Annotated in this window: 18 protein-coding genes; 13 read left to right on the forward strand and 5 right to left on the reverse strand. The window is 42.2% G+C overall.

From position 1 onward, the window contains the following. Window positions 1-41 precede the first annotated feature (41 nt). Window positions 42-1,205 (reverse strand): hypothetical protein, encoded by a 1,164-nt coding sequence (locus ACOTYN_RS20550; RefSeq protein ID WP_000114860.1) that lies wholly within the window; start codon window positions 1,203-1,205, stop codon window positions 42-44. A gap of 369 nt (window positions 1,206-1,574) precedes the next feature. On the opposite strand from ACOTYN_RS20550, the gene ACOTYN_RS20555 reads away from it, so the two are divergent. Further along, window positions 1,575-2,387, forward strand: a complete 813-nt coding sequence (locus tag ACOTYN_RS20555) for a DNA adenine methylase (RefSeq protein WP_001121574.1) — start codon at window positions 1,575-1,577, stop codon at window positions 2,385-2,387. Between the two features lie 8 nt (window positions 2,388-2,395). Here ACOTYN_RS20555 and ACOTYN_RS20560 read toward each other — a convergent pair whose 3' ends face one another. The 4 genes from ACOTYN_RS20560 to ACOTYN_RS20575 form a co-directional block, all read right to left on the reverse strand. After that, window positions 2,396-3,229, reverse strand: coding sequence for a hypothetical protein (locus tag ACOTYN_RS20560; RefSeq protein ID WP_001805246.1), 834 nt, complete (start codon window positions 3,227-3,229; stop codon window positions 2,396-2,398). A gap of 255 nt (window positions 3,230-3,484) precedes the next feature. Then, a complete protein-coding gene (locus tag ACOTYN_RS20565) occupies window positions 3,485-4,201 on the reverse strand; it encodes a zinc finger-like domain-containing protein (protein WP_000838219.1) in 717 nt (238 codons plus the stop codon). Next, window positions 4,198-4,398 (reverse strand): hypothetical protein, encoded by a 201-nt coding sequence (locus tag ACOTYN_RS20570; protein ID WP_000594930.1) that lies wholly within the window; start codon window positions 4,396-4,398, stop codon window positions 4,198-4,200. Before ACOTYN_RS20570 ends, ACOTYN_RS20565 begins: the two co-directional genes overlap by 4 nt. A gap of 19 nt (window positions 4,399-4,417) precedes the next feature. Beyond that, complete coding sequence (locus ACOTYN_RS20575) at window positions 4,418-5,470, reverse strand: hypothetical protein (protein ID WP_001065778.1); 1,053 nt, start codon at window positions 5,468-5,470, stop codon at window positions 4,418-4,420. 476 nt (window positions 5,471-5,946) lie between these two features. Between ACOTYN_RS20575 and ACOTYN_RS20580 the strand changes: the two genes are divergently transcribed. From ACOTYN_RS20580 to ACOTYN_RS20635, 12 genes are all read left to right on the forward strand, one after another. Beyond that, window positions 5,947-6,822, forward strand: a complete 876-nt coding sequence (locus ACOTYN_RS20580) for a RepB family plasmid replication initiator protein (protein ID WP_000594611.1) — start codon at window positions 5,947-5,949, stop codon at window positions 6,820-6,822. Between the two features lie 1,148 nt (window positions 6,823-7,970). Further along, a complete protein-coding gene (locus ACOTYN_RS20585) occupies window positions 7,971-8,324 on the forward strand; it encodes a hypothetical protein (protein ID WP_000423602.1) in 354 nt (117 codons plus the stop codon). A gap of 17 nt (window positions 8,325-8,341) precedes the next feature. Then, entirely contained in the window at window positions 8,342-8,692 is a 351-nt protein-coding gene (locus ACOTYN_RS20590; protein WP_001447770.1) for a type IV conjugative transfer system protein TraL, read from the forward strand. Window positions 8,693-8,703: 11 nt separating this feature from the next. Beyond that, complete coding sequence (locus ACOTYN_RS20595; protein WP_332958782.1) at window positions 8,704-9,492, forward strand: TraE/TraK family type IV conjugative transfer system protein; 789 nt, start codon at window positions 8,704-8,706, stop codon at window positions 9,490-9,492. Beyond that, window positions 9,492-10,763 (forward strand): TraK domain-containing protein, encoded by a 1,272-nt coding sequence (locus tag ACOTYN_RS20600; RefSeq protein ID WP_000592092.1) that lies wholly within the window; start codon window positions 9,492-9,494, stop codon window positions 10,761-10,763. Before ACOTYN_RS20595 ends, ACOTYN_RS20600 begins: the two co-directional genes overlap by 1 nt. 1 nt (window position 10,764) lies before the next feature. Continuing rightward, window positions 10,765-11,226 (forward strand): plasmid transfer protein HtdO, encoded by a 462-nt coding sequence (htdO, locus tag ACOTYN_RS20605; protein WP_000521242.1) that lies wholly within the window; start codon window positions 10,765-10,767, stop codon window positions 11,224-11,226. Further along, window positions 11,216-12,571 (forward strand): IncHI-type conjugal transfer protein TrhB, encoded by a 1,356-nt coding sequence (trhB, locus tag ACOTYN_RS20610; RefSeq protein WP_000351841.1) that lies wholly within the window; start codon window positions 11,216-11,218, stop codon window positions 12,569-12,571. Before htdO ends, trhB begins: the two co-directional genes overlap by 11 nt. A gap of 7 nt (window positions 12,572-12,578) precedes the next feature. Then, window positions 12,579-13,061 (forward strand): hypothetical protein, encoded by a 483-nt coding sequence (locus ACOTYN_RS20615; RefSeq protein WP_000377632.1) that lies wholly within the window; start codon window positions 12,579-12,581, stop codon window positions 13,059-13,061. A 118-nt stretch (window positions 13,062-13,179) separates the two neighbouring features. After that, the gene (gene htdT, locus ACOTYN_RS20620; protein WP_182911723.1) at window positions 13,180-13,932 is read left to right on the forward strand and encodes a protein-disulfide isomerase HtdT; all 753 of its coding nucleotides are present in this window, start codon (window positions 13,180-13,182) and stop codon (window positions 13,930-13,932) included. A gap of 9 nt (window positions 13,933-13,941) precedes the next feature. Further along, window positions 13,942-14,892 (forward strand): IncHI-type conjugal transfer lipoprotein TrhV, encoded by a 951-nt coding sequence (gene trhV, locus ACOTYN_RS20625; protein ID WP_001022588.1) that lies wholly within the window; start codon window positions 13,942-13,944, stop codon window positions 14,890-14,892. A gap of 8 nt (window positions 14,893-14,900) precedes the next feature. Beyond that, entirely contained in the window at window positions 14,901-17,582 is a 2,682-nt protein-coding gene (locus ACOTYN_RS20630; protein ID WP_000387412.1) for a TraC family protein, read from the forward strand. 2,547 nt (window positions 17,583-20,129) lie between these two features. Continuing rightward, entirely contained in the window at window positions 20,130-20,291 is a 162-nt protein-coding gene (locus ACOTYN_RS20635) for a hypothetical protein (RefSeq protein WP_001371949.1), read from the forward strand. The last annotated feature ends 924 nt before the right edge of the window (window positions 20,292-21,215 follow it).

A 21,215-nucleotide genomic window follows, 5' to 3' on the forward strand; every position in this document is an offset into this window, starting at 1 on the left:
CTTAATGACTCTGACAAAACCAACACTTTGCCAAAAGTAAATTATTCTGCGTCCGGCTGTGGGTCAGTATCCTGATCGGTCTCTTCCCCTGCCTTCTTAGCATTTTTTTTACGTGGGTATTTTGGCTTCTCACCATTAAGTTTTGCCTGACGATTCTCCGCACGGCGAAGCTGCTTGTTCTCTGATTCTGTGATCTCTTTTGAAAGATTTCTCAGCATCTCCAGAGTACTGCGGTTCAACGTAATGTTGATTTCTTCGTCAGCACTTGAATCTGTCATCTCCGGCAATTCAATATCCCCCAGTTTCTGTAATAAGCTGGTGGTGATGAGTTTGACGCCTTCTACGGCTTTTGTGGCAATAACCGGCGGAATCCGTGCTGGCTTGAAGTCTGAAGGTCTGACTCGTACCTGACCATGTTGGGTTTTTTTCACCGTGATGCCATTCGCATCGGCCTGCTCAAGTTCCGCGATCATCTTCTTGATACGTGAAATTGCTTCTGTTTCACCGAGCTCATCGATCAGTGAAAGCACGTTAACATACGAAATAGCGTCAGCATGAATCCATTTCTTGATAACAACAGAACAGGTTGTCAGGCGGATAAGAGAACTGATGGTCGTCGGGCTTTTATTTTCACGTTGAGCAATTCGTTCGAGTGACCAGCCAGCAAGAGAATGTAGGCGACGATAGGACTCGCCAAGCGCAACAGGAGAAAGCGCAAGACCACGGTTACCATCAATGGTCGCGAGCTCACAGCCAATTTCATCTTCTTTAATCTCAACGCAAAGGATTGTGATGTCATGATCTTCATCACATGCCATCATTGCGGCTTTTAAACGGCAGTGCCCCTGGCGAACAAAAGGTACCCCATCAATGACACGTACTCGGATAGGGTCTACATAGTCACCTCGAATGTAGGCATTCTTGATGTTGTAGATGTGTTCTTCAACCTCAGGGAGCTTATAGTAATCGTCACCCATTCCCATTTCGCGGGAGTTGAAGCCTGGCGTGACCTGAATTACTGAAGGGTGGATAGCCCATGCTTTCTGGTCACTTACTTCAGTACAAAGTTCAGGGTTTGCATCACGGAACTGTTTAAGCCCAGTGACGTAACGACCTGTGCCAGTAACTACTGAAAAGGCAACATGGGCCGTTTTAAAGACCTTGTCATTAGCTTGCTGTGTAGGTTCTGTCAGTAAAACACTCATAGGGGCTCCGTTACATTTTTCTGCTTACTTTCTGCGTAGCGGGGATACTACCGAAAAAAAAATCCATAATTTTTCGCAAAAAAGGTACTTTTTGAGCCTATTCTGATTTTTCACAAAAAAAGAGGGCTCCCCATTTCTTGTGATGGCATCAAAATCGCTTCATAAACAAAGACATAAATCCAAAACATAAAGTTCAGGTATCAGTGAGGAAAAATCTTATAAATCCGCAATGCTGAAAGTCAAAACTGTGCGTCTTAAACAACTTTTTTTTGCTCCCTAAGTTATTAGTTAAAGCCCGTGGTTAGGTACGATACCAGCACCTAAATTTCTCTCTCAGGTATAGACACTTTGACTCGACATCTCAGACACATGCCGATAATCAAATGGGCTGGTGGAAAAACGAAACTGATGCCTTTCATCAGCCATCACTACCCACACGATCATAGTTGCCGGTGGGTAGAACCCTTTATAGGCGGTGGTGCCGTTTTTCTGAACATGTTTGCACAAAATGCATTGCTTGCAGATAGCAATCCAGACTTGATCAACCTATACAGGACTATTCAAAGACAGAAAACTAACTTTATAAATCAGGTCCAAAACCTAGCGGATAAAACCTTTGTCGAAAAGGACTACTATGAGATGAGGGACCGTTTCAACAAAACCTGTATTTCTGGTCAACCGCTTCAAAGAGCGGCTTTGTTTTACTCCCTGAATCGCCTGGGCTATAACGGTATGTGCCGCTATAACTCAGAAAGAATCTATTCAGTGCCCTGGGGGAAACATACAGAACTGAAGCTTGACTTCAATAAAATAGACTACCTTTCATTTCGTCTTTCAGGTATTGAACTGATCACCGCTGGTTTTGAGGAGACTCTGGCCGCAACCGGCGAAGGAGATCAGATTTATTGTGATCCGCCATATGACAAAACAAGCAAAACTAGTTTTGTCAGTTACGATGGTAAACCGTTCAGCCAAAGCGACCACGTGCTGTTAGCAAATATGCTCGTTGACGCTCACAGAAAAGGCGCTGCTGTTGCGATATCAAATAGCCTGACACCATTCACTTTGGGCCTCTATGAAGAGCGTGGATTCGTCATACACAGACTCAGCGCTTACCGATCCGTAGGAAGTAAGCCAAATACACGGAAAACGGAAACAGAAATACTGGCCGTGCTGAAATAGAGTTAATTCTAATCAACGGGGCTAATCCATTCCTGAAAAGTTAATACCTCAGGGTGAGTTCGTTGAACATAAGGTATAAACTGAAGCTCTTCTATTCTCCGGTCGCCCCTCTTTCCTTCGCAAATAAATGAAATGAGTCCTTGCTGAGAAAGCCCAGTAAGGACGCTCATAAGTCTTATATTTAGAGTTTTAAGCTGTAAGTCGTTATTAATGTCCTCCACTTTATGAGAGCTCTGGCCTGAACGTTTAAGATACTCGTAAACCATGAAATTCGAATTTCGTCGTTTTAACAATTTTTCGGTTATGCATTCCTGAATGAAACCGCCAAGAGCATCTAAAAGCGGACTGAGAACTACCGGGAAAGTTAATGTGTAACTTTGAGAAGTTTTAGACAAAGTAAATGAATTTAGAAAGCTAAAGTTAAGTCTCTTTTTTGAATATGGAGCGTAAGCGACAAGAGTAGTTGACATAACAGTAAGTAAAGCTTCAAGATGTTCCACTGTTATTAATGTGGTTTTATCTGTATTTCTTAGATTATGGAAATCAATAAACGCTACTCTTGAACGGCTAAGCCAATCTTGTACTTTAATGTCGATAGAAAATTGCGATATATGATTTGAACATTCATTTTGGTTGATAGGGCATGCAGACGAAAGATGGTTATGGATTATCATGCATAGCACAAAAAAAGGAAATCGGCAGGCTGTGGGGCATTGAAAACCGGTTAAAGAAAGCTTAGACGTTTCATATGCGCTTACCGGAAAAGTAACTTTTCTTAACGTTGGCTTTGACGATGTTCTTGCATTTTTACAAATGAAACCGAGACCCAGATCATTGTGCATTTTAAAGTCCATCTCCATCATCACCTTTTAGCCTTAACTGTATGGTATTGGTATACAAAAAATTAAAAATTATAATTAATAAGATTATCATTTTTTTACTATTGAAAAGGTTGTGATAGAGGGGAATTTAAATGTAAAAGATTTATACTCGCAGATCTTTATGAGGGATAAAACCCATTGCGTAAGCAACAATATTACGTGAGTGAGTCCTAACGACAGTTTAAGTCTTGGCTCTATATTTAAGCAGTAAAACATTTAACTGTCTTGGAGTTTACTTAACTTAAAAACTGTTATTGCAGCATAATTTTTCGAATCAAAATCATAGAATTTTCTGACTTTTCCAGTCAAATGATAACGTTCACCCAATAAAATGTGATCCTGTTTATCGGCCGTTAAAGCGATCCCGTCATTTCTAACTTTACCAGTAAATGTAAAAAAATAACTCCCTTTACTTTTTGCGTACGCGGCCCTGACTTCAGTAAATGTTAGTTCAATGCTTATGACCTGGCCGATATTGTAGCTATGTTTTAAAATTTCTTGTTCATTTTCCGGAGTTTCAGACAACATCACATCAAAGGTTGTAAAGAAACAATCCAGCTGGCGTTCTGTCAAAAAACGGTTATTGTCTAGTTGCGCCAATATACTATTAGAAAACTTAGTGTTAGCCTTTTTTGCTTTCTCAATAAGTACGTGGTTTCTGGATTTCCATGCTTCGAGTGTTGGGTTAACACGCAGTTCCGGAATGTTATCGAGAAAGGTAATTGGCTCTAGTACCACTAATTTTTCAATAATGGGTCCAACTGTTTGCACCCCATGACACTTTTCACATACATCAGCCCCTTTGTGGCCTGTGCCCGCACATTCGTTACATTCTCTTTCGATAGGTGCATAATAATTTCCATCTCCGTTAAGGGATACATTCACTGAGGCTGGTACCATATGACCATCAAGAGTAAAGAAAAGAGATTTCATTTTCGAAACACCTCCAAACGTGCCTCTACGATTGCTACAGCTTCTTTCACAGTTTTTTCATAGTGGTCATGCCCTTCAGGAAATTGGTCAAAACGTTTACCGTGTTCTAACTCTTCCATGTTGCGTTTAAGGACTTCATGAGTTAGAAGCAAATCATTATAATTATCGATAAGAGTCAGCTTTATAGGTTTAATCACTCAACTAATCCTCGGGTTTTTATTCCTTAAGGAGATCTCGAATTTCCAGAAGCTCTTCTAATTTTGGTTTAGAAAGAATGATTGCTGTATTTTCGTCGTTAAGTAAAGACAATAAAATATTTAGCTTTTCATCATTCAAGATTATTTGAACACCATCATCAGAAAATATTACATTTTTACTATCAACATTTTTGAACAAGTGTGCACTATCTCTACCAAATTTTAGTTCTGTTTGAGTATTCGTTATAGATTCCGTATGTGTACTTTCCACAAGCTCAAGAAATTCAGATTTTAGCCGTTCTGTTTTCTTATGCGAGAGGCGCTTAATACCCAAAGTCTTACGTGTGACTGCCGAATTTTTCTTTTCTGGTCCGCCTTTATTTAAGGTGTCTGGTCCTGCTCCAGCTGCATTGTGTTCAGGTATGCCTACAATTTTGCTCGTTGTAGTCTCAATATTCTTAACGCCAGGTAAGAAACCTTCTATATGTTTTAAAACCATTTTGTGATCGTTGGAATATTTTAACATTATTTCAATGGCGAGCGTTTTTTTGATTAGATTTAGGCTAATCAAACGTTGAAGCTCTAATGGCATATCAAGGATTTTTAGCATATTACGAATTGCGGTAGTTGATCGTTGATATCGCATTGCTAGTTCTTCAACCGAATACCCGAGACTAACAGCATGAGCTAATGCATGAGCTTGCCCAACCGGATTTAGCCCATTGCTTCTGTTACCATCGAGGTTCTCAAGGTATTCTTCAATTTCGTTTTTATAATCGATTAAGATAACAGATAATTTTGGAATATTAGCACCTTCAGAAATTGCTAATTTTAAGCCATGAAAACGAGTATGACCTTGACGAACTAAATATTTACCTTTTCTTTTTACGACCTTGATCATATCAACCTGCCTTCCTTCCTTAAAGGCTTGTTTGATTGACACAATCATCGATTTGACAGGTTCTTGTTCGTAACACAAATCTCCGATTACCGCCTCTCGGGGATTAAATCCCTTTTCAATTTCAACTAGATTAGTATCCACTTCAATGACTGTATGTTTGCTGTTGTTCATATCTTCCTCCTGTTTACTACATGATACATGAACCTCAAATTTGCCAAATAGGGCTGATACATCTAAAAGGTAAACTCAAAAAATTTGCTTAATAAAATTAAAATAAAAACTGTCTTGAATAAAACAATGATAGTAAACCCACTTTCATTTCCGTTTGCGATCTGTAGATATTGATAAAGGAGCGCTATTCCTTGTTTTATATGGACTTATCATTGTTTTCAACAGGTTAGATCAATTCTTTAGATCACTAAAGATCAATAGAGTTCAAGTAAAGATCACGGCATCTTTAACTCATTGATTATAGTAACTTTATGAAAGGATCCGGCATTCGGATGCATGCGAAAAGCATTTGAATGAATAAGGAAGGCATTTACTGGAATGCTTATGGCATTTAGGTAAATGCGTAAAAAGCATTTGCAAGAATATGTTATAAACAGTTTGCCAAATGAAAATCTTATCACCGACGAGTTAAGTTAATGATTAAAAACAACGAGTTAATCCATCCTTTTGACGTAACCAGTAATGAATCAGGTAAGACTTATCAACTGACGCCTAACTCGTCCAAGTCGGTTCAGCCCGTGGCCCTGCTGAGATTGAGTGTATTTACCCCTGTCGGCACAAAAGAAAACCGCGACCGAAACTTTGAAGTTGATGCCTCTGATGAGCTTTCGTGTATGGAAATTGCAAGATCGGAGGGTTATGACGACATCAAGATAACTGGTGTCAAACTATCTATGTCTACCGACTTTAAGTGCTGGCTCGGGATCATCATGGCTTTCAGTAAATATGGTTTTACTTCCGAGAAGATTAGCCTGACTTTTAACGAGTTTGCGAAGATGTGTGGTATCAGTTCAACAAACATCAACAAACGAACTCGTGCGCGCTTTAAAGAGTCATTAATGAACCTTGCATCGGTAGTGCTTGCCTTCTCAGACTCTCGTAGTGGTCGGTTCACAGTAACGCATCTGGTGCAGAAGGCTATGATTGATCCAAAAAGCGATACTGTTGAGCTGGTTGGGGATCCTTCTATGTGGGAACTGTATCGTTACGACCATAAGACATTGTTAAGCCTTCAGGTTCTATACATTTTGGCTAAAAAAGAAGCTGCGCAATCTCTCTATATTTATTTTGAAGCAATGCCAGCTGGTACGTTGTTCGTTAATATGAAACGGTTGAGGGAAAGGTTGCTTCTTACAACCCCTATTCGTACGCAAAACCAGATAATTCGTAAAGCAATGCGGGAACTTGAATCTATCGGATATCTCGATTATCAAGAAGTTAAGAAAGGTCGCGACATACAATTTCAGATCTTCAAAAGAAGCCCTAAGCTGGCCCTTGCCAAACAAGGTTGAAAGCTATCTGGTATGCACTGGTTATAACCTGCTGAAAAATAAGTTATTTATCAGTGCTATGCTTAGTGCTTCTTTTACTACTGGTCTTACATCTCGGCTTAATGTGCAAAAAAGTAACTTTTCAAACGAACTCCTGACTATTCATCTGTATGCCTTTCTGACTCAAGCGTACATGCTAGCCCATTCATTAAATGCCGTTGAGCAAGATGGTTTCGTGCGCACTCTATTCACGTGAATGCCTTTTGTGGATTACGCCTCTTACATTCATACAAATGCTTTTGATGTCGGTATCCCAAAAATTCATTCATTGAAATGCTTTTGTTTGCCACTGTATCCCGAGCATAGCTATGCAGTGGTATAAAAAGGCATTTTGGTGAATGGCATTAGGTCGAATGACACACAGTTCAGCTTTGTTAAGAGCGAGAATGGTCCAAGACATCTATGACATTGGGCATCAGAAGGACTATGTGCTTGATATGAGATCAAAAAAATATCAGAAGCATCACAACTCCAATGGCATTCAAAGAAATGCCTTTGTTTTGTTAGTACACCAAACAACCCAAAATTCATGCAGTTATATCAAAGACTCATTCGCAAAAGGACTCAGCCAGAAAGCATTTGCTTAAATAGCATTGGCCAAAAGCATTCGAATGAATGATGTTCGTATGGACAAGACAAAGTCCCACTCACGCCCAGAGGTGTAAAAGGCATTTAGATGAATGACGCACCGGCCCGAGGATTGTATGTAGTTTCTCCAACTGATAGTTGCCGAACCAGGGAGCACAGTGATATGCGGCCTTCTCAGAATCAAGAGATAGATAATAAGGGAACAAAAAAGATTAGATATGAAGCTTAGTTACCTGCCCGATATCTAGTTAGAGCTTTTCAAACCATCAAAAGTGACTTTTATGCTTGAGGAGTCTCATCAGCTTCAGGATTGAGCTTAACGTAATCTTACCCCCTCCCCTCTTTCAAACTTTTACTAAGCGTTCACTGGTACCTTTCAAAGATTATGCTTTAGGCCCTTTGCTTAAAAATTCACCAATCGCTAAACGTTAAAAAAAGGGGGTTTATGCGAACGGAAGGATCGGAATAAAAAAGTATTATTCATTCGCGTTTACGTGAACTCAAATCTACACGGAGTAATTATGGAACTTTCTTTAAATATTGGCCTTAGTGAAAAGAAATCTAACACGGCTGCACTTTTTAAAACAAAAAGCGCAAAAGTGATTTTGTTTGTTCTGCTGACCGTGCTTTTTTGCGGTCTGGCATATGCGGGTTCAGATGATGGGGCACTGGGAGATATTTGGTCATACATGAGTGAAAGTATGACTGGAGCTCCGGGCAAAATTCTGGCAGCCGCGATGTTGATCTCAAGCGTATATTTCTCTGTCCTTAAGCCTAACCCGGGCCTGGCACTGGTTTCATTATTCATGATGCTGGTAATGGCCAACGGCGAGAAAATTATCAGCACCTTTATGGATGCTGGCGTACCGCTGTAATTTATTGTTAATCATGCATGAGGGGGTTCATCCCCCTCTCTGGATTTTTAATGAGTAAGCAGAACGACGTTCCTCAGCATACCTATAGATTCCCTTTCAGGATCAACATGCCTCTACTGATTTTGTTTTGGGATGCCAAAAAATTAGGGCTTGCATTCATTCTGGTTGCATTTGGGAATATCTTCGAATGCTTCGGGTTTTCTGTTGTAGCAGCGGTTGTGTATTGGATTGCGTATAACAAAGCAGCTGAGTCAGGAATAAGAGGATTGCTAAAACACAAACTCTGGTGGCTCGGTTTTTTGCCAGGTAAAGCAGTTTTTAGTAGCCGTTATTTCAACGATCCATTTATCAGAGATTTGTATTCTTGATGGAGCTATGAATGAAAATGCTAAGTGGCATTAACATCCCTTTTTTCAAAAAATCTAAAAAGGATGAAAACGGTGATCTTGAACAGTCATACGTAAAGAAAGATGAAAGTGCTAAGGGACGTTTTTTGGACATTAAAAAACGATTTAGCCCACAAGCTGAAGCGTCAGGTGCTGGAATTACATACAGCGCCCTGATTAATCGTGATACAAAACTTATCCGCATTAATACTGTTTCAATAGCCGTCATTGGGTTATTGGTTGCAAATATTCTTTTTTTCACTGACCCAGTGACGATTGTTACCCCTCCAAACATGAATGAAGAGATCACGGTTGTTGGTAACAAAGCATCGGAATCTTATAAAACACAATGGGCTCTCTTTTTTAGTACCCTTTTAGGGAATATTAATCCAACTAATATTTCCTTTGTGACGGCCTATGTCCTCGATGCCCTTTCACCTGAACTACAGGCTAAAACGAGTGAGTCTTTACAGGAGCAGATAAATATCATGCAGGCTCGTGGTGTTGAGCAGACCTTTAAGCCTAATGATATTTACTTTGATCCAAAAAATGACATGGTCTATGTCTGGGGTACCAAAACGACTCGACTTGTAAATGTTCCGGACAAAACTGAATCATCGAAATGGACTTATGAATGGGTTCTCGGGATGAAAAATGGTCGCCCAAGAATTGCATATGTAAATCAATATTCCGGAACACCGAATATTAAAAAAATTACGATAAACGGCAAAGAGCAACTGGCAACGCTGGATAATCCGCCACCGTCTACAGGTAACAAGTGATGATTAAAAAAAAGGGCTTAGGCTTCAACGCAATTACAGCATTGATCATGCTCACGACTTCGAACTGCGTAATCGCTGAAGAATACCAATTGCCAGCAACAATTAATAACCCGGTTGTAATGCCAGTTGGTGCTGACGGATTTCAGAATGGAGCTGCAAAAGCCATTATTCCGGGTCAAGCTGGTTCTGAACAGTCAGGTGCACAAACAAACCTTAGTGAAGCCGGTAATGCGCAGGGACAAAAACCTACAACTGATCTCCCTACCGTGCAACTTTCCCCAGCCAGCAATGCTTCGCCTGCGGTAAGCGCTATTACTGGAGCATTATCAAATAATCCTAGTCTCCCCGGATTTGACGCACAGACCCGATCTGGTGCAATTGATAGCTATGGGAGACCAACAGGTACCTCTTCCCAGCAGAATGCAACCAATGCGACCGCCACGTCAAAAGCCGATGAACTTTATGTCGAAGCTCGTAACCGATATAAAGAAGTTCAGCGTGTAAATGTGCCGCCTGGTGGGAATGTGGTACTGCCAGTTTCACGAGGACTTCAAAACAGAATATCGACCAGCTTCAAGAATGCTTCTGTCAGTACTTCTACCCCTGCTGAAGAGGCAAGCATATTTGTTAATGGTGGCGATGTCTTTATTTCAACTAATACCGATAAACCAATCGGGATTATGTTGTCTGAAGATCAGGTACCTGAATCGACCTATAACCTGACCCTGGTACCGCTTGATGTTCCCGGTGCGATGATTTCAGTTACTACATCTTTAAGCCCATCTATGCAAGCCAAACGTGAAACCTCATTGGATAAGCAAAACTATGAGGAAATGTTGGCCCGCTCCCAGTCAGAAGAACTGGCTCCAACGGATCCAAAACAAGACGATCATAAACAAAGAATCATTGATTTATTGACTCCTGTGGCTCTTGGTGAGGTCCCTTCAGGATTCAGTTTACAACAGGACCGACTTTCTCGTATTCCTGCGCCAGAGCAGTCACCATGTAACTTTAATATGTATGCAAAGCTCGGTCAGAGACTGGTTGGCTCACGTGAACTTATTGATGTAATTCTTGTGAAAAACGATAAACCATACGGTCAAATCGTTGCTGATCAGCAGTGTATGGCAGAAGGCGTTATTGCAAGTGCTTTATTTGATAAAGCATACCTGCAACCGGGAGAAGAAACAGAGCTTTACATAGTCCGGGATAAATTGTTCAAGGAACGCGAGGCCCGGGTTACAACCAGACCAAGTCTAATCAGAAAATAATATGGGAAAAGTTACTTTGCCTGCTCTGCTTGGGGCCACCGTGATTGGTTTTGTCGTATTTGCTTTAACCAGCTTTTACTACAGGTCAGAATATATACCAAAAAGGAGTGTATTAATCGTTCCGGACGCACCCATTAGTATCGAAGATGGCAGTAACGCTTTTCCCGTTCAGACAGTAATAATGAACGATCCAACTCTTATTGATAAATTTGTAGGAGAGGGCAATATTAATGAGGAGAATGCTTTTGACTATCACAAAAGTAACGTTTTGGAACCTAATTACAAACATGAAATATCTAGAACGAGCCAGATAGATAAAGCTGAAATGAATCATCCATCTGTTCGTGAAAACTGGGCCAGAGCAGGTGAACCCTATATCGTTCCTCAGATGTCTGACAGCGAACGAAATCTAAAAATTAAACGATTCCAGAAACCTACAAGTGGAGCTAATCATGGACATTAAAAAGGCCTGGGAAAATAAGACCGTCAGACTTTCTGTTATTGGCGCTCTGCTGGTAGTGATTGTTTATATTATTAGCCAGTCTATTTTTTCCACACCAGTTAAGAAAGAAAAGAAAACACAGAAAAAAGACATGCAGACCAATTTGTTGTTAGATGATTCGCAAATGAACAAATTGAGTAATGAAGAAAGCCAGAAAGTATATAAAGAAATGGTTAAGCAAAACCGACTTGACCAAAATGCGGCGAAAGAGGACCGCGAAAAAGCAGAAAAAGCCCAACAGGAAACTAAAGCCCAAGTTGCAAGTTTAACTTCTCAACTTCAGCAGCTGTCTCAGCAAATTAATGATATGCAGACAAATCGAAACGGCAATCGTAACTTGGATGCTGGTAGTTCGCGTAAAACGATTAATGAGCAGGCACCGGCAGCTCCTTATCAGCTTAATGCTAATGCGCCGATTAATGGCGTAAACCCTAATTACGCTTCTATCACACCTACGCGTAATAGCCCAATGAGAACAATCACACAAAGTTCCATTAAGACTAATGGTACCGATGGTGTCATTCAGGTTATGCCCGTGTCTGAAAACAGAATCAAGGAAGGCAGAGAGGTCATTGCAGGAGATAAAGCGCCAACTCGGACTGTACGAGGTGATGGTACTGCGCCAGTTGATAGCAAAGCGCGGCATGCTGCCCGAAAAGATGAAATGTTTCTTCCGGCAACATCTATTATCACTGGTGTTCTGATTACCGGGCTTGAAGCGCCTACAAGCCTTTCTTCCAAATCAGAACCAATGCCAGTAACGATGCGTATTAAAAAAGATGTCATCATGCCCAATAATTTCACCATGGATTTGCGTGACTGTAACCTTCTGGGTTCAGCTGTTGGTGATCTGGCGTCACAGCGTGCTTACATACGTGCCACTTCTATCTCTTGTGTTAATTCAAAAGGGAAAGCTTTTGACGTAAAACTGGAAGCATATGCTGTAAGTGAAAATGACGGAAAAAATGGGATCCGAGGCACGCTTATCAGCCGAAATGGTAACGCAATTGCAGGAGCTGCATTTGCCGGTGGACTTTCTTCACTTGCCGGTAGCTTAAGTCCCAGTAAGGTATCTTCACTTAACATCGACCCTAATTCACAGGCTCAGTATCAGTCCCCTAATTTTGGTGCACTTGGGGCATTAGCCGGGGCTGGTGCAGCTCAAGGTGGTCTTAATCGACTCGTCGATTACTACACCGCAATTGCAGAACAACAGTGGCCAATCGTAGAAATTAGCCCTGGCCGAGCTATTACATTTGTCGTTCAGACCGGAACTACAATTCCAACGAATCTGACCAGTCGCTGAGGTTTAAATGGATAGTTTAGAAAAAAAAGAATCGCCTGAATCAGCTGGACCTGAAATCACTAAAAAAATGGTGCGAGAAAGGACAACAAAAAAAATTACCTTCGAAATTGATATTGAAAAAATATTGAAGTATTTATTTTTCTTCGCCTTTGCCGTATTGGTCATTATTTATGGTTATAAAGGCTTTATGAATGTTTACGATTACTTCAATAAACAATCCCAGCCTTCGTACAAGATTGCAGTGCTTGACATGCCTGAATTACGTAAGGAATTTTTCAAGCATCACGGAGGCCGTACTGCTGACAATGATAGATCTCAATTCGAAGAATATTTCAGAACATTAATGAAGATCTACCGTGACCGTGGCTATTTAATTATTGATGCAACGCTTGCCGTTACTGTACCGGATAGTGTTGAAATCGTCACTTATATGGAACTTGAAGATAGCTCTGAAGCGGTACAATCAAGTTCTTATAATGCAAAGAAGTAGAGGGCACCCAATAGTGAAAAAGTTACTTTTCCCTTTAATGGCGGCTTTCGCCATTATGGCGAATACGGTCACTTATGCTTCAGAGCAGGTCCTAACTAATAGTGATGCTGCTGCGTTAATGGCAAAGGCAAAGGAAGGTGGCGTTTCACCCAGTCAGATCTCGGGTGTGTTATCAAAAATGAAAGGATATAAACCTAAGGATGCCATATACATTCCTTCTGGTGGGCTATACCTCTTTCAGGACGAACGTTCGCAGCTAATGGCAGTAACGACCGATGGCCGATACTCCCTTACTGGGGGAAGCCTTGTTGATGTAATTAAACGTAAACCTGTTCTGACTGTAGAAGAAATCAGGAATTCCTATTTTATTAGTCTTGATGAGGCCCCCTTCCCTCTGGAAACTGTAGCGTCCATTCCTCTGGGAAATTCAAAGCTTAAAAGACAAGCAGCCATTTTCATAACACTTGATTGTGACGGTTGCATGGAACTTGTTAAGAAATTCTATGCAGATCGGGACAAGTATCGGATAGATATTGTTTTAGTTCCCTCACCCGGTGAGCCAAAAGAAGAGCTTAGAAGGCTCTGGTGTAGTAAAGAAAAAGGAAAAATAAACAACCTCGATATTCTTCGTTGGCTAATGGGAAGCAAATCCGACATTGAAAAAAGATTGCTCTCTCAAAAAGAAGCAGAAGAATGTCCGGCGGAACCTTTGGTAGCGTCATTGATGCTCGCAGGAATTTATAAATTGCAGGGTGTACCTTCAGTTGTCAGACAGGATGGTTTGGCTGGTAATGGCATTCCAAAAGATTTCGACTACTGGTTGAACCAAAGCGTTGAACCTCTCTTAAAAAATCCATTTGAGACAAATTAAGGCTAGTTTATGAACATCAAAAGATTGGTACTCAGTGCTCTGGTTGTAGGTACATCCTCATATCTTACGGGGTGCTCCATCGGTAGTTCCGAATCCGAATGTCCAGGCATTGAAAAGGGCGTTATCTGTAAAGGTCCTCGCGAAGTTATGGAGTTAACTAATAATCGAGATGATCTGTCTGCACTGGCGGGGGAAGAGTCGGAATCGGGAAAGGAGAAATCGGCTGTCAATGACAGCCGTTATCCAACTGAAATTAGCCCTCCAGGGGAAGTCAAATATCCACAGTCTACTACCCTTAAAAATCAGCCTGTGGCTTATTCAAAAACCGAAATTAAGCCAGTTGGTCAGTTACCTGTCATGTACGATAAAACTTTAAAAATGGGTGCCCCTACTTCATCCATTGGACCACGGCCTATTTCTGGTGTACCGGTTAATTCAAACGTAAGGATGACTAGCAGTTATAGCACTGCCTCTTCAACTGGTAACCCTTTCGTTCATCCGGCTGCGGAAGTCGTTAAACAAACAAGCTATCCGGTTTCTGCTGGAAATGCCCCACGCTACGTTGCACCTAATTCTGATATCAGCCCTGGTAAGGATATGTACTCTCTTTACAATGGCCAGCCCGTTAACCCGACTCTCAACCCTGGGCAGATCCAGCAATACCGTTCGCAAGGTTATAAACAAGCTGTAGTGGCTCCTGAACCACTTGCTGTTCTGCAACAGGGGAAAGTAATGAGAATTACTTTTGCACCTTATACCGATGATAACGATGCGCTTAATCTTCCCGGCTACGTTTATGTCAACGTAAAACCGCAAACATGGATTGCTGGCAAGAATTCGACCTCAAACCCAGCTCGCATAGTTCCTTTAGAAGTACAGGATGCGGCCCGGGAAAATATGCAGCAGCAACAAAAAGCAACTAAAGCTGTCTCTTCGAACGGCATTGTTAGACAACTGTAAGGTCAAATATGGAAGCTATCAATAATTACAATAGCGGTTTAAATCGCCATCAATTAGGTGGGTTTATCCCTGTTTACGATCAATTAGCAGGGACTCACTATTTTTTGATTGATGGCAACAGATTAGGGTTTATGTTTATCTGTAATCCATCCCCTGGAGTTTTTGATAATCAGCAAGATGTTCTTGCTGAAATGTTCAAAATGGATTTCCCTACAGATACTGTCTGTCAAATATCTCTGACTGCATTGCCAGACCTGACTTTACAGCTTAGTGCTTGGTCAGCTGTGCGAGGTGGGCGTATGACTGGGAACGATAAGCTTAAAGCAGATCTGCTTAATGGTTATCAGTTGGACTACTACGACAGAAGTATGCATAAGCCTTTAAAACCTGATCATGATAACCTTATGTTGAGGGATTTTCAGGTATGGATCTCGCTATCGATTCCTTTACAGTCTGCCCTTCCTACCGAGCTGGAACATTCGCGTATCGATTCACTTTACTCTGAACTTGTAAGTAAGTTAATTACGATTGGATTGCATCCGTTTAAGGTCGATGCAGAAAACTGGCTCTATTGTATAGATAAGGTCGTAAACCCCGGAAAGAACTCCCGGTGGGCTGAAGGTTTCATAGACGTTAACACTATGAAAAGGCTTAATGAACAAGTTAACGTTCCCGGCCGTAAGTATACAGTCACAGAAAATCATTTCTCATCAGTCACACAAAGTGACGACGAATCTGAGCATCGTTACTTCAAACAACTTTCCGTTGTAAAGTTTCCTGAATACGTCAATTTCGGTTGTATGTATGAGTTAGTAGTTAACTGGATGCATGGACGTAAGACAATTTTCAGCCCATTTATGATCACTCAGACTGTTCAGTTTGCCGATCCGCTCAAGTTGTCAAAAGAAAACGTCCGCTACAAAGCAATCACTAATAAACAGGCAAGTATACCTTCAGTTGTCACATTCTGCCCTCGCCTGCGGGATATGGATAATGACTACATGGCCGTAACTCGCGAGCTTGAGGATGGCGCAAAGCTTTTAAGAGGGTATCTTACTTTCACTGTTATGGGTAGTAATGCCAATTCTGTGCAGACAGCAGCTAACGATCTCAAATCCTTTTACCTCGAAAGCCGGGTCAAAGTAGCAGATGATTCCTTTATCGTTTTCCCGTCATTTATGTCATGTCTGCCAATGTGCAATGACCCAAAGACAATTTTCGACCTTGACCGTTCCGAAGTAGTGAGCAACACCGGAGCGGCTCATATGACACCGATCTTTGGGCCCTGGAAAGGTAATACAGATAGACCAGTACTGAGTTTAGTTTCTCGTGAAGGTCAACTCATGGGACTTGATATTTTCAAGACTTCTGCAAGCTATAACATGGTTATTGGTGCAACGTCAGGTGCAGGGAAGTCATTCTGGACAGCATATCTAATCAATAACTATCTTGGAGCTGGACCGCGATCTAATAACCTCGTTCATTATCGCTCAACATTTAAGCATTTTTTAGAAAACGAATACCCAGATGATGATCCTGACGGTGCTCAAGTATTTGTTGTGGACGTGGGCCGTTCTTACCAGGGGATTGCGGAACAATATACAAACAGTCAATTTATTGATTTCGGTAAAACCCCTGACTTCACCCTAAATCCCTTTGCCTTCCTAACTGACATCACTGTTAACGACGATGTATTTAACGAAGCACCTGAATTTACCGGTGAATCAACTTCAAACGATGCAGAAAAAGACAAAGTTGCTCAGACCATAATGGTTTTGAATCAGCTAAAAATTATGGCTTCAGAGAAAGGCCTTATCGATGATTATCAACAATCAGTGATGCTTCAGCTTATTGCAGAAGAGTACCAAGAATCCAGAAAATCAGGTCGGACCGGTTCAATAACCGGCTTTGCTCTGCGTTGCAAGAAGCATGAAGACAAACGTATAAAGGATATTGGGGAGCAACTCGGAGCATGGTGCGAAGGTGGAATTTATGGGCACCGGTTTACCGATACGTTGCCTCCAATCAACTTCGACAGCAGATTTATTGTTTTGGAACTGGAGGAGCTAAAAGGCACCCCCCACCTTCAGACAGTTGTATTAATGTCTATCATTCAGGCTGCTCAGCATGCAATGTTCATCAAAAAAGATGGGCGTCGTCGCTTGTTCATCCTTGATGAAGCATGGGAGTACATTCGTCCTGATAATTCATCAGGTGCCGGAAATCAATCAAACCAATTCTTCTCTTCCTTCCTCGAAGCGGCATGGCGTAGGTTCAGGAAAACAAACTGCGCTGGCATCTGTATCACACAGTCGTTTGAAGATTATTTTACTTCTTCTGTTGGCCGGGCCCTGACTGCTAACTCGCCTTGGAAGATAATCATGAAACAAGAAAAAGAAAGCATTGAAGCAATGAAGGCTAATAAATATTTTTCTACTTCAGATGCAGAATATGAACGTATGAAAAATATTCGTACAGTCAAAAAGGTGTTTTCAGAGATGTTAGTCAGGTTCGAAAACTTCCAAGAGATCTGTCGGTTATACGTAGACCGGAAAATGGAGCTTTGTTTTACTACGGATAGTGCTGACAGGAGTAAATTATGGGAAATTCAAAGCCGCGAGAATTGTAGCTATGGCGAGGCAATAGAAATTCTCTATGCTCAAGAAGTAGCAGCGGGTTTGGCCGCGTAGAGTAAATATCTTCAAGCAAAAATAATTAAACCAGATGTCTCATAAGAATCTGGTTTTTTATTGTATGCCTTAAGTAAACAAATGAGGTTGTGACTTAATGAGTTCATCACTGTGCTGCAAATTTTGGTTTTATAATTAATGTGGTGTAAAAACAGTGACATAAATACAAATCGCAGTTAGGTTGTGTACGCATTAAGTAAACAAAATTTATAACTTCAATACTGACATTATAAGATGAAAATCACGTAAATTACATTTTTGTTTACCAAAGGTAATCAAAGTAGCGCGGCATTATTAGTGAAAACAGATCACTGGTGTCATTTTGCATACAAAACTTAATATCCTTTAATCATTCTTCTAAAAGTTTATTATTAACGGTTTGGTTTCTGAAAATTTATCCAATTTGCTCACCGAAGACTTTTAACTTATTTAACCCCCTTTATCGCCAAACTGTGATTTTCTAATGTTAGTCTACAGTTCTAGGGCCCTTGCTCCCATGATGCGAATCCTGCCACCTAATAAAGATTAACGCCTCATTCCTGTATGCCGGTCTTACGACGCCAGTGCACGGACTATTTTTGGTCATCACAAGGACAGGCGGGAGATTTAATCAGGGCGTGGTGTTGCTGAGCAGCAGCTGCGGCACTGTAAGCCGAAGGCGGAATTAACTCCTTTATCACCATCTGGGGACGTCATTATGGGTAGCCCTTTTAACTTGCTCAGGACCATTAAGCTAAAATTCCGGATAGCGATTGACGTAAGATTTAGGCTAAGCAGGTAAAGTGATCCCCGCTCCCGGGGTGACAACTTTATACAAAAGGCCGAGCGGAAGATTGTCCTTAGGGAATATTTCTTTAACACAGCACGGGCACTTACTCACGCTGCCGGATTTAACCCCCTTAATCGCCAAACTGGGGTTCTGTCCTCATGCTGGCCTTCAGTTCTGGGCGGGGTTGCTATCACTTGCTCCCTAATGCGAGATGTACCTGCTGATACAGATTAACGTCATATTCCTGCGTGCCGGTCTGCCGACACCAGTGCACGGGCTTTTTTCGGTCATCACATTACCGGGCAGGAGATTTTATCAGGACGTGGTGTGACTGAGCAGCAGCTGGGGCACTGTCATCCGCTTGCAGATTTAACCCCCTTAATCGCCAAACTGGCGTTCAGTCCTGATAGTGTCCTTCCGTCCTGGGCAGGGTTGCTAACACTGGCTCCCTTAATACGAAATGCGCCTGCTGATAAAGATTAAAGTCACATCACTGCATACCGGTTTGCCGACTCCGGTGCATGGCCTTTTCCGATAATCACAAGGACGGACGGGTGATTATATCTGTGCATAGTATGTCTGAGCAGCATCAGAAGGCACTGTCAGCCACTGGCAGATTTAACCCCCTTAATCGCCAAACTGGCGTTCAGTCCTGATAGTGTCCTTCCGTCCTGGGCAGGGTTGCTAACACTGGCTCCCTTAATACGAAATGCGCCTGCTGATAAAGATTAAAGTCACATCACTGCATACCGGTTTGCCGACTCCGGTGCATGGCCTTTTCCGATAATCACAAGGACGGACGGGTGATTATATCTGTGCATAGTATGTCTGAGCAGCATCAGAAGGCACTGTCAGCCGCTGGCAGATTTAACCCCCTTAATCGCCAAACTGGGATCAGTCCTGATAGTGTCCTTCCGTCCTGGAGAGGGTTGCTAACACTTGTTCCCATGATACGAAATGCGCCAGCTGATACAGATTAACGTCTCATTGCCCATGCCGGTCTGCCGACACCGGTGCATGGCCTTTTCCGATATTCGCAAGCACAGATGCTTGATTTTTTCAGGGTGTAATATACCTGAGCAGCATCTGAAGGCACTTTCAGTCGCTGTCAGATTTAACACCCTTAATCGCCAATCTGGGATTTTATGATGTTAACCTCCAGTTCAAGACCCTTGCTCCCATGATGCGAACCTTGCCACCTGATAAAGATTTACGCCTCATTCCTGTATGCAGGTCTTACGACTCTAGTGCACGGACAATTTTCGGTCATAACAAGACCTGGCGGAAGATTTAATCAGGCGTGGTGTGACTGAGCAGAAGCTGGGGCAATGTCAGCCGCTGGCAGAAAAACCCTTATTCGCCATCTCAAACCGTCATTATGGGTAGTCCTTTTAACTTTCTCAGGACCATTAAGCTTAAACTCCGTTTAGAGAATGACGTAAGATTTAGGCTAAGCAGGTTAAGTGATCCCTCTCCCGGGTTGAACACTATATTCATCGTACGAGCGGAAGATTGTCCTTCGGGAAATATTTCTTAAACACCGCTCGGGATCTTATTGCCACTGGCGGATTTAACCCCCTTAATCGCCATACTGGGGTTCTGTCCTGATGCTGGCCTTCAGTTCTGGGCTTGGGTTGCTATCGCTTGCTCCCATAATGCGAAATGTGCCTCCTGATACAGATTAACGTCATATTCCTGCGTGCCGGTCTGCCGACACCAGTGCACGGGCTTTTTTCGGTCATCACATTTCCGGGCAGGAGATTCTATCAGGGCGTGGTGTGACTGAGCAGCAACTGGGGCACTGTCAGCAGCTTGCAGATTTAACACCCTTAATCGCCAAACTGGGATTCTGTTCTGATGTTGACCTTCCGTTCTGGGCGGGCTTTGGTTTACTAACACTTACTTCCATAATACGAAATGTGCTTGATGATGCAGATTAAATTCACATTACTGCATACCGGTCTGCCGACACCGGTGCATGGGCGATTTCCGACGATCTCAAGAACATATGGGAGATTATATCAGGGAGAGTAGTATGCCTGAGCAGCATCTGAAGGCACTGTCAGCCGCTGTGAGATTTAACCCCCTTAATCGCCAAACTGGGGTTCTGTCCTCATGCTGGCCTTCAGTTCCGGGCTGGGTTGCTATCACTTGCTCACATAATGCGAAATGTACCTGCTGATACAGATTAACGTCATATTCCTATATGCCGGTCTGCCGACATCAGTGCTTGGGCTATTTTCGGTCAAAACAAGACCTGGCGAGAGATTTAATCAAGCGTGGTGTGACTGAGCAGCAGCTGGGGGCACTGTCATCCGCTTGCAAATTTAACCCCCTTAATCGCCAAACTTGGGTTCAGTCCTGATGTTGGCATTCCGTTCTGGGCGGCGTTGCTATCACTTGCTCCCATTATGCGAAAAGTGCCTGCTGATACAGATTAACGTCATATTCATGCATGCCGGTCTGCCGACACCAGTGCACGGGTTTTTTTCGGTCATTACAATACCGGGCAGGGGATTAAATCAGGGCGTGGTGTGACTGAGCAGCAGCTGGGACACTGTCAGCCGCTGGCAGATTTAACCCCCTTAATCTCCACACTGGGGTTGCCTCCTTAAGTTGGGTTTCATTTCGGGGTGAGGTTGCTAACTCTGCTCCCATAATTCGTAGTGTGCCTCCTCAAGAGATTAACACCTCATATCTTTAGACTGGACTGACGACAACGGTTCACAGTTAGGAAACGTATATCAGCACACCGGTGAGATAGATTTTAGGGTCTAAGCAAGAAATAGGGTAGGCGTGAAGATTCATTAATGGAGCTCTTAACTTCAAAGCGTAGAGAAGGAGACAAGAATCGTGGTTTAAAC

It is taken from the genome of Enterobacter cloacae complex sp. IR5458 (assembly GCF_049238025.1).
Classification (GTDB): Bacteria; Pseudomonadota; Gammaproteobacteria; order Enterobacterales; family Enterobacteriaceae; genus Enterobacter; species Enterobacter kobei.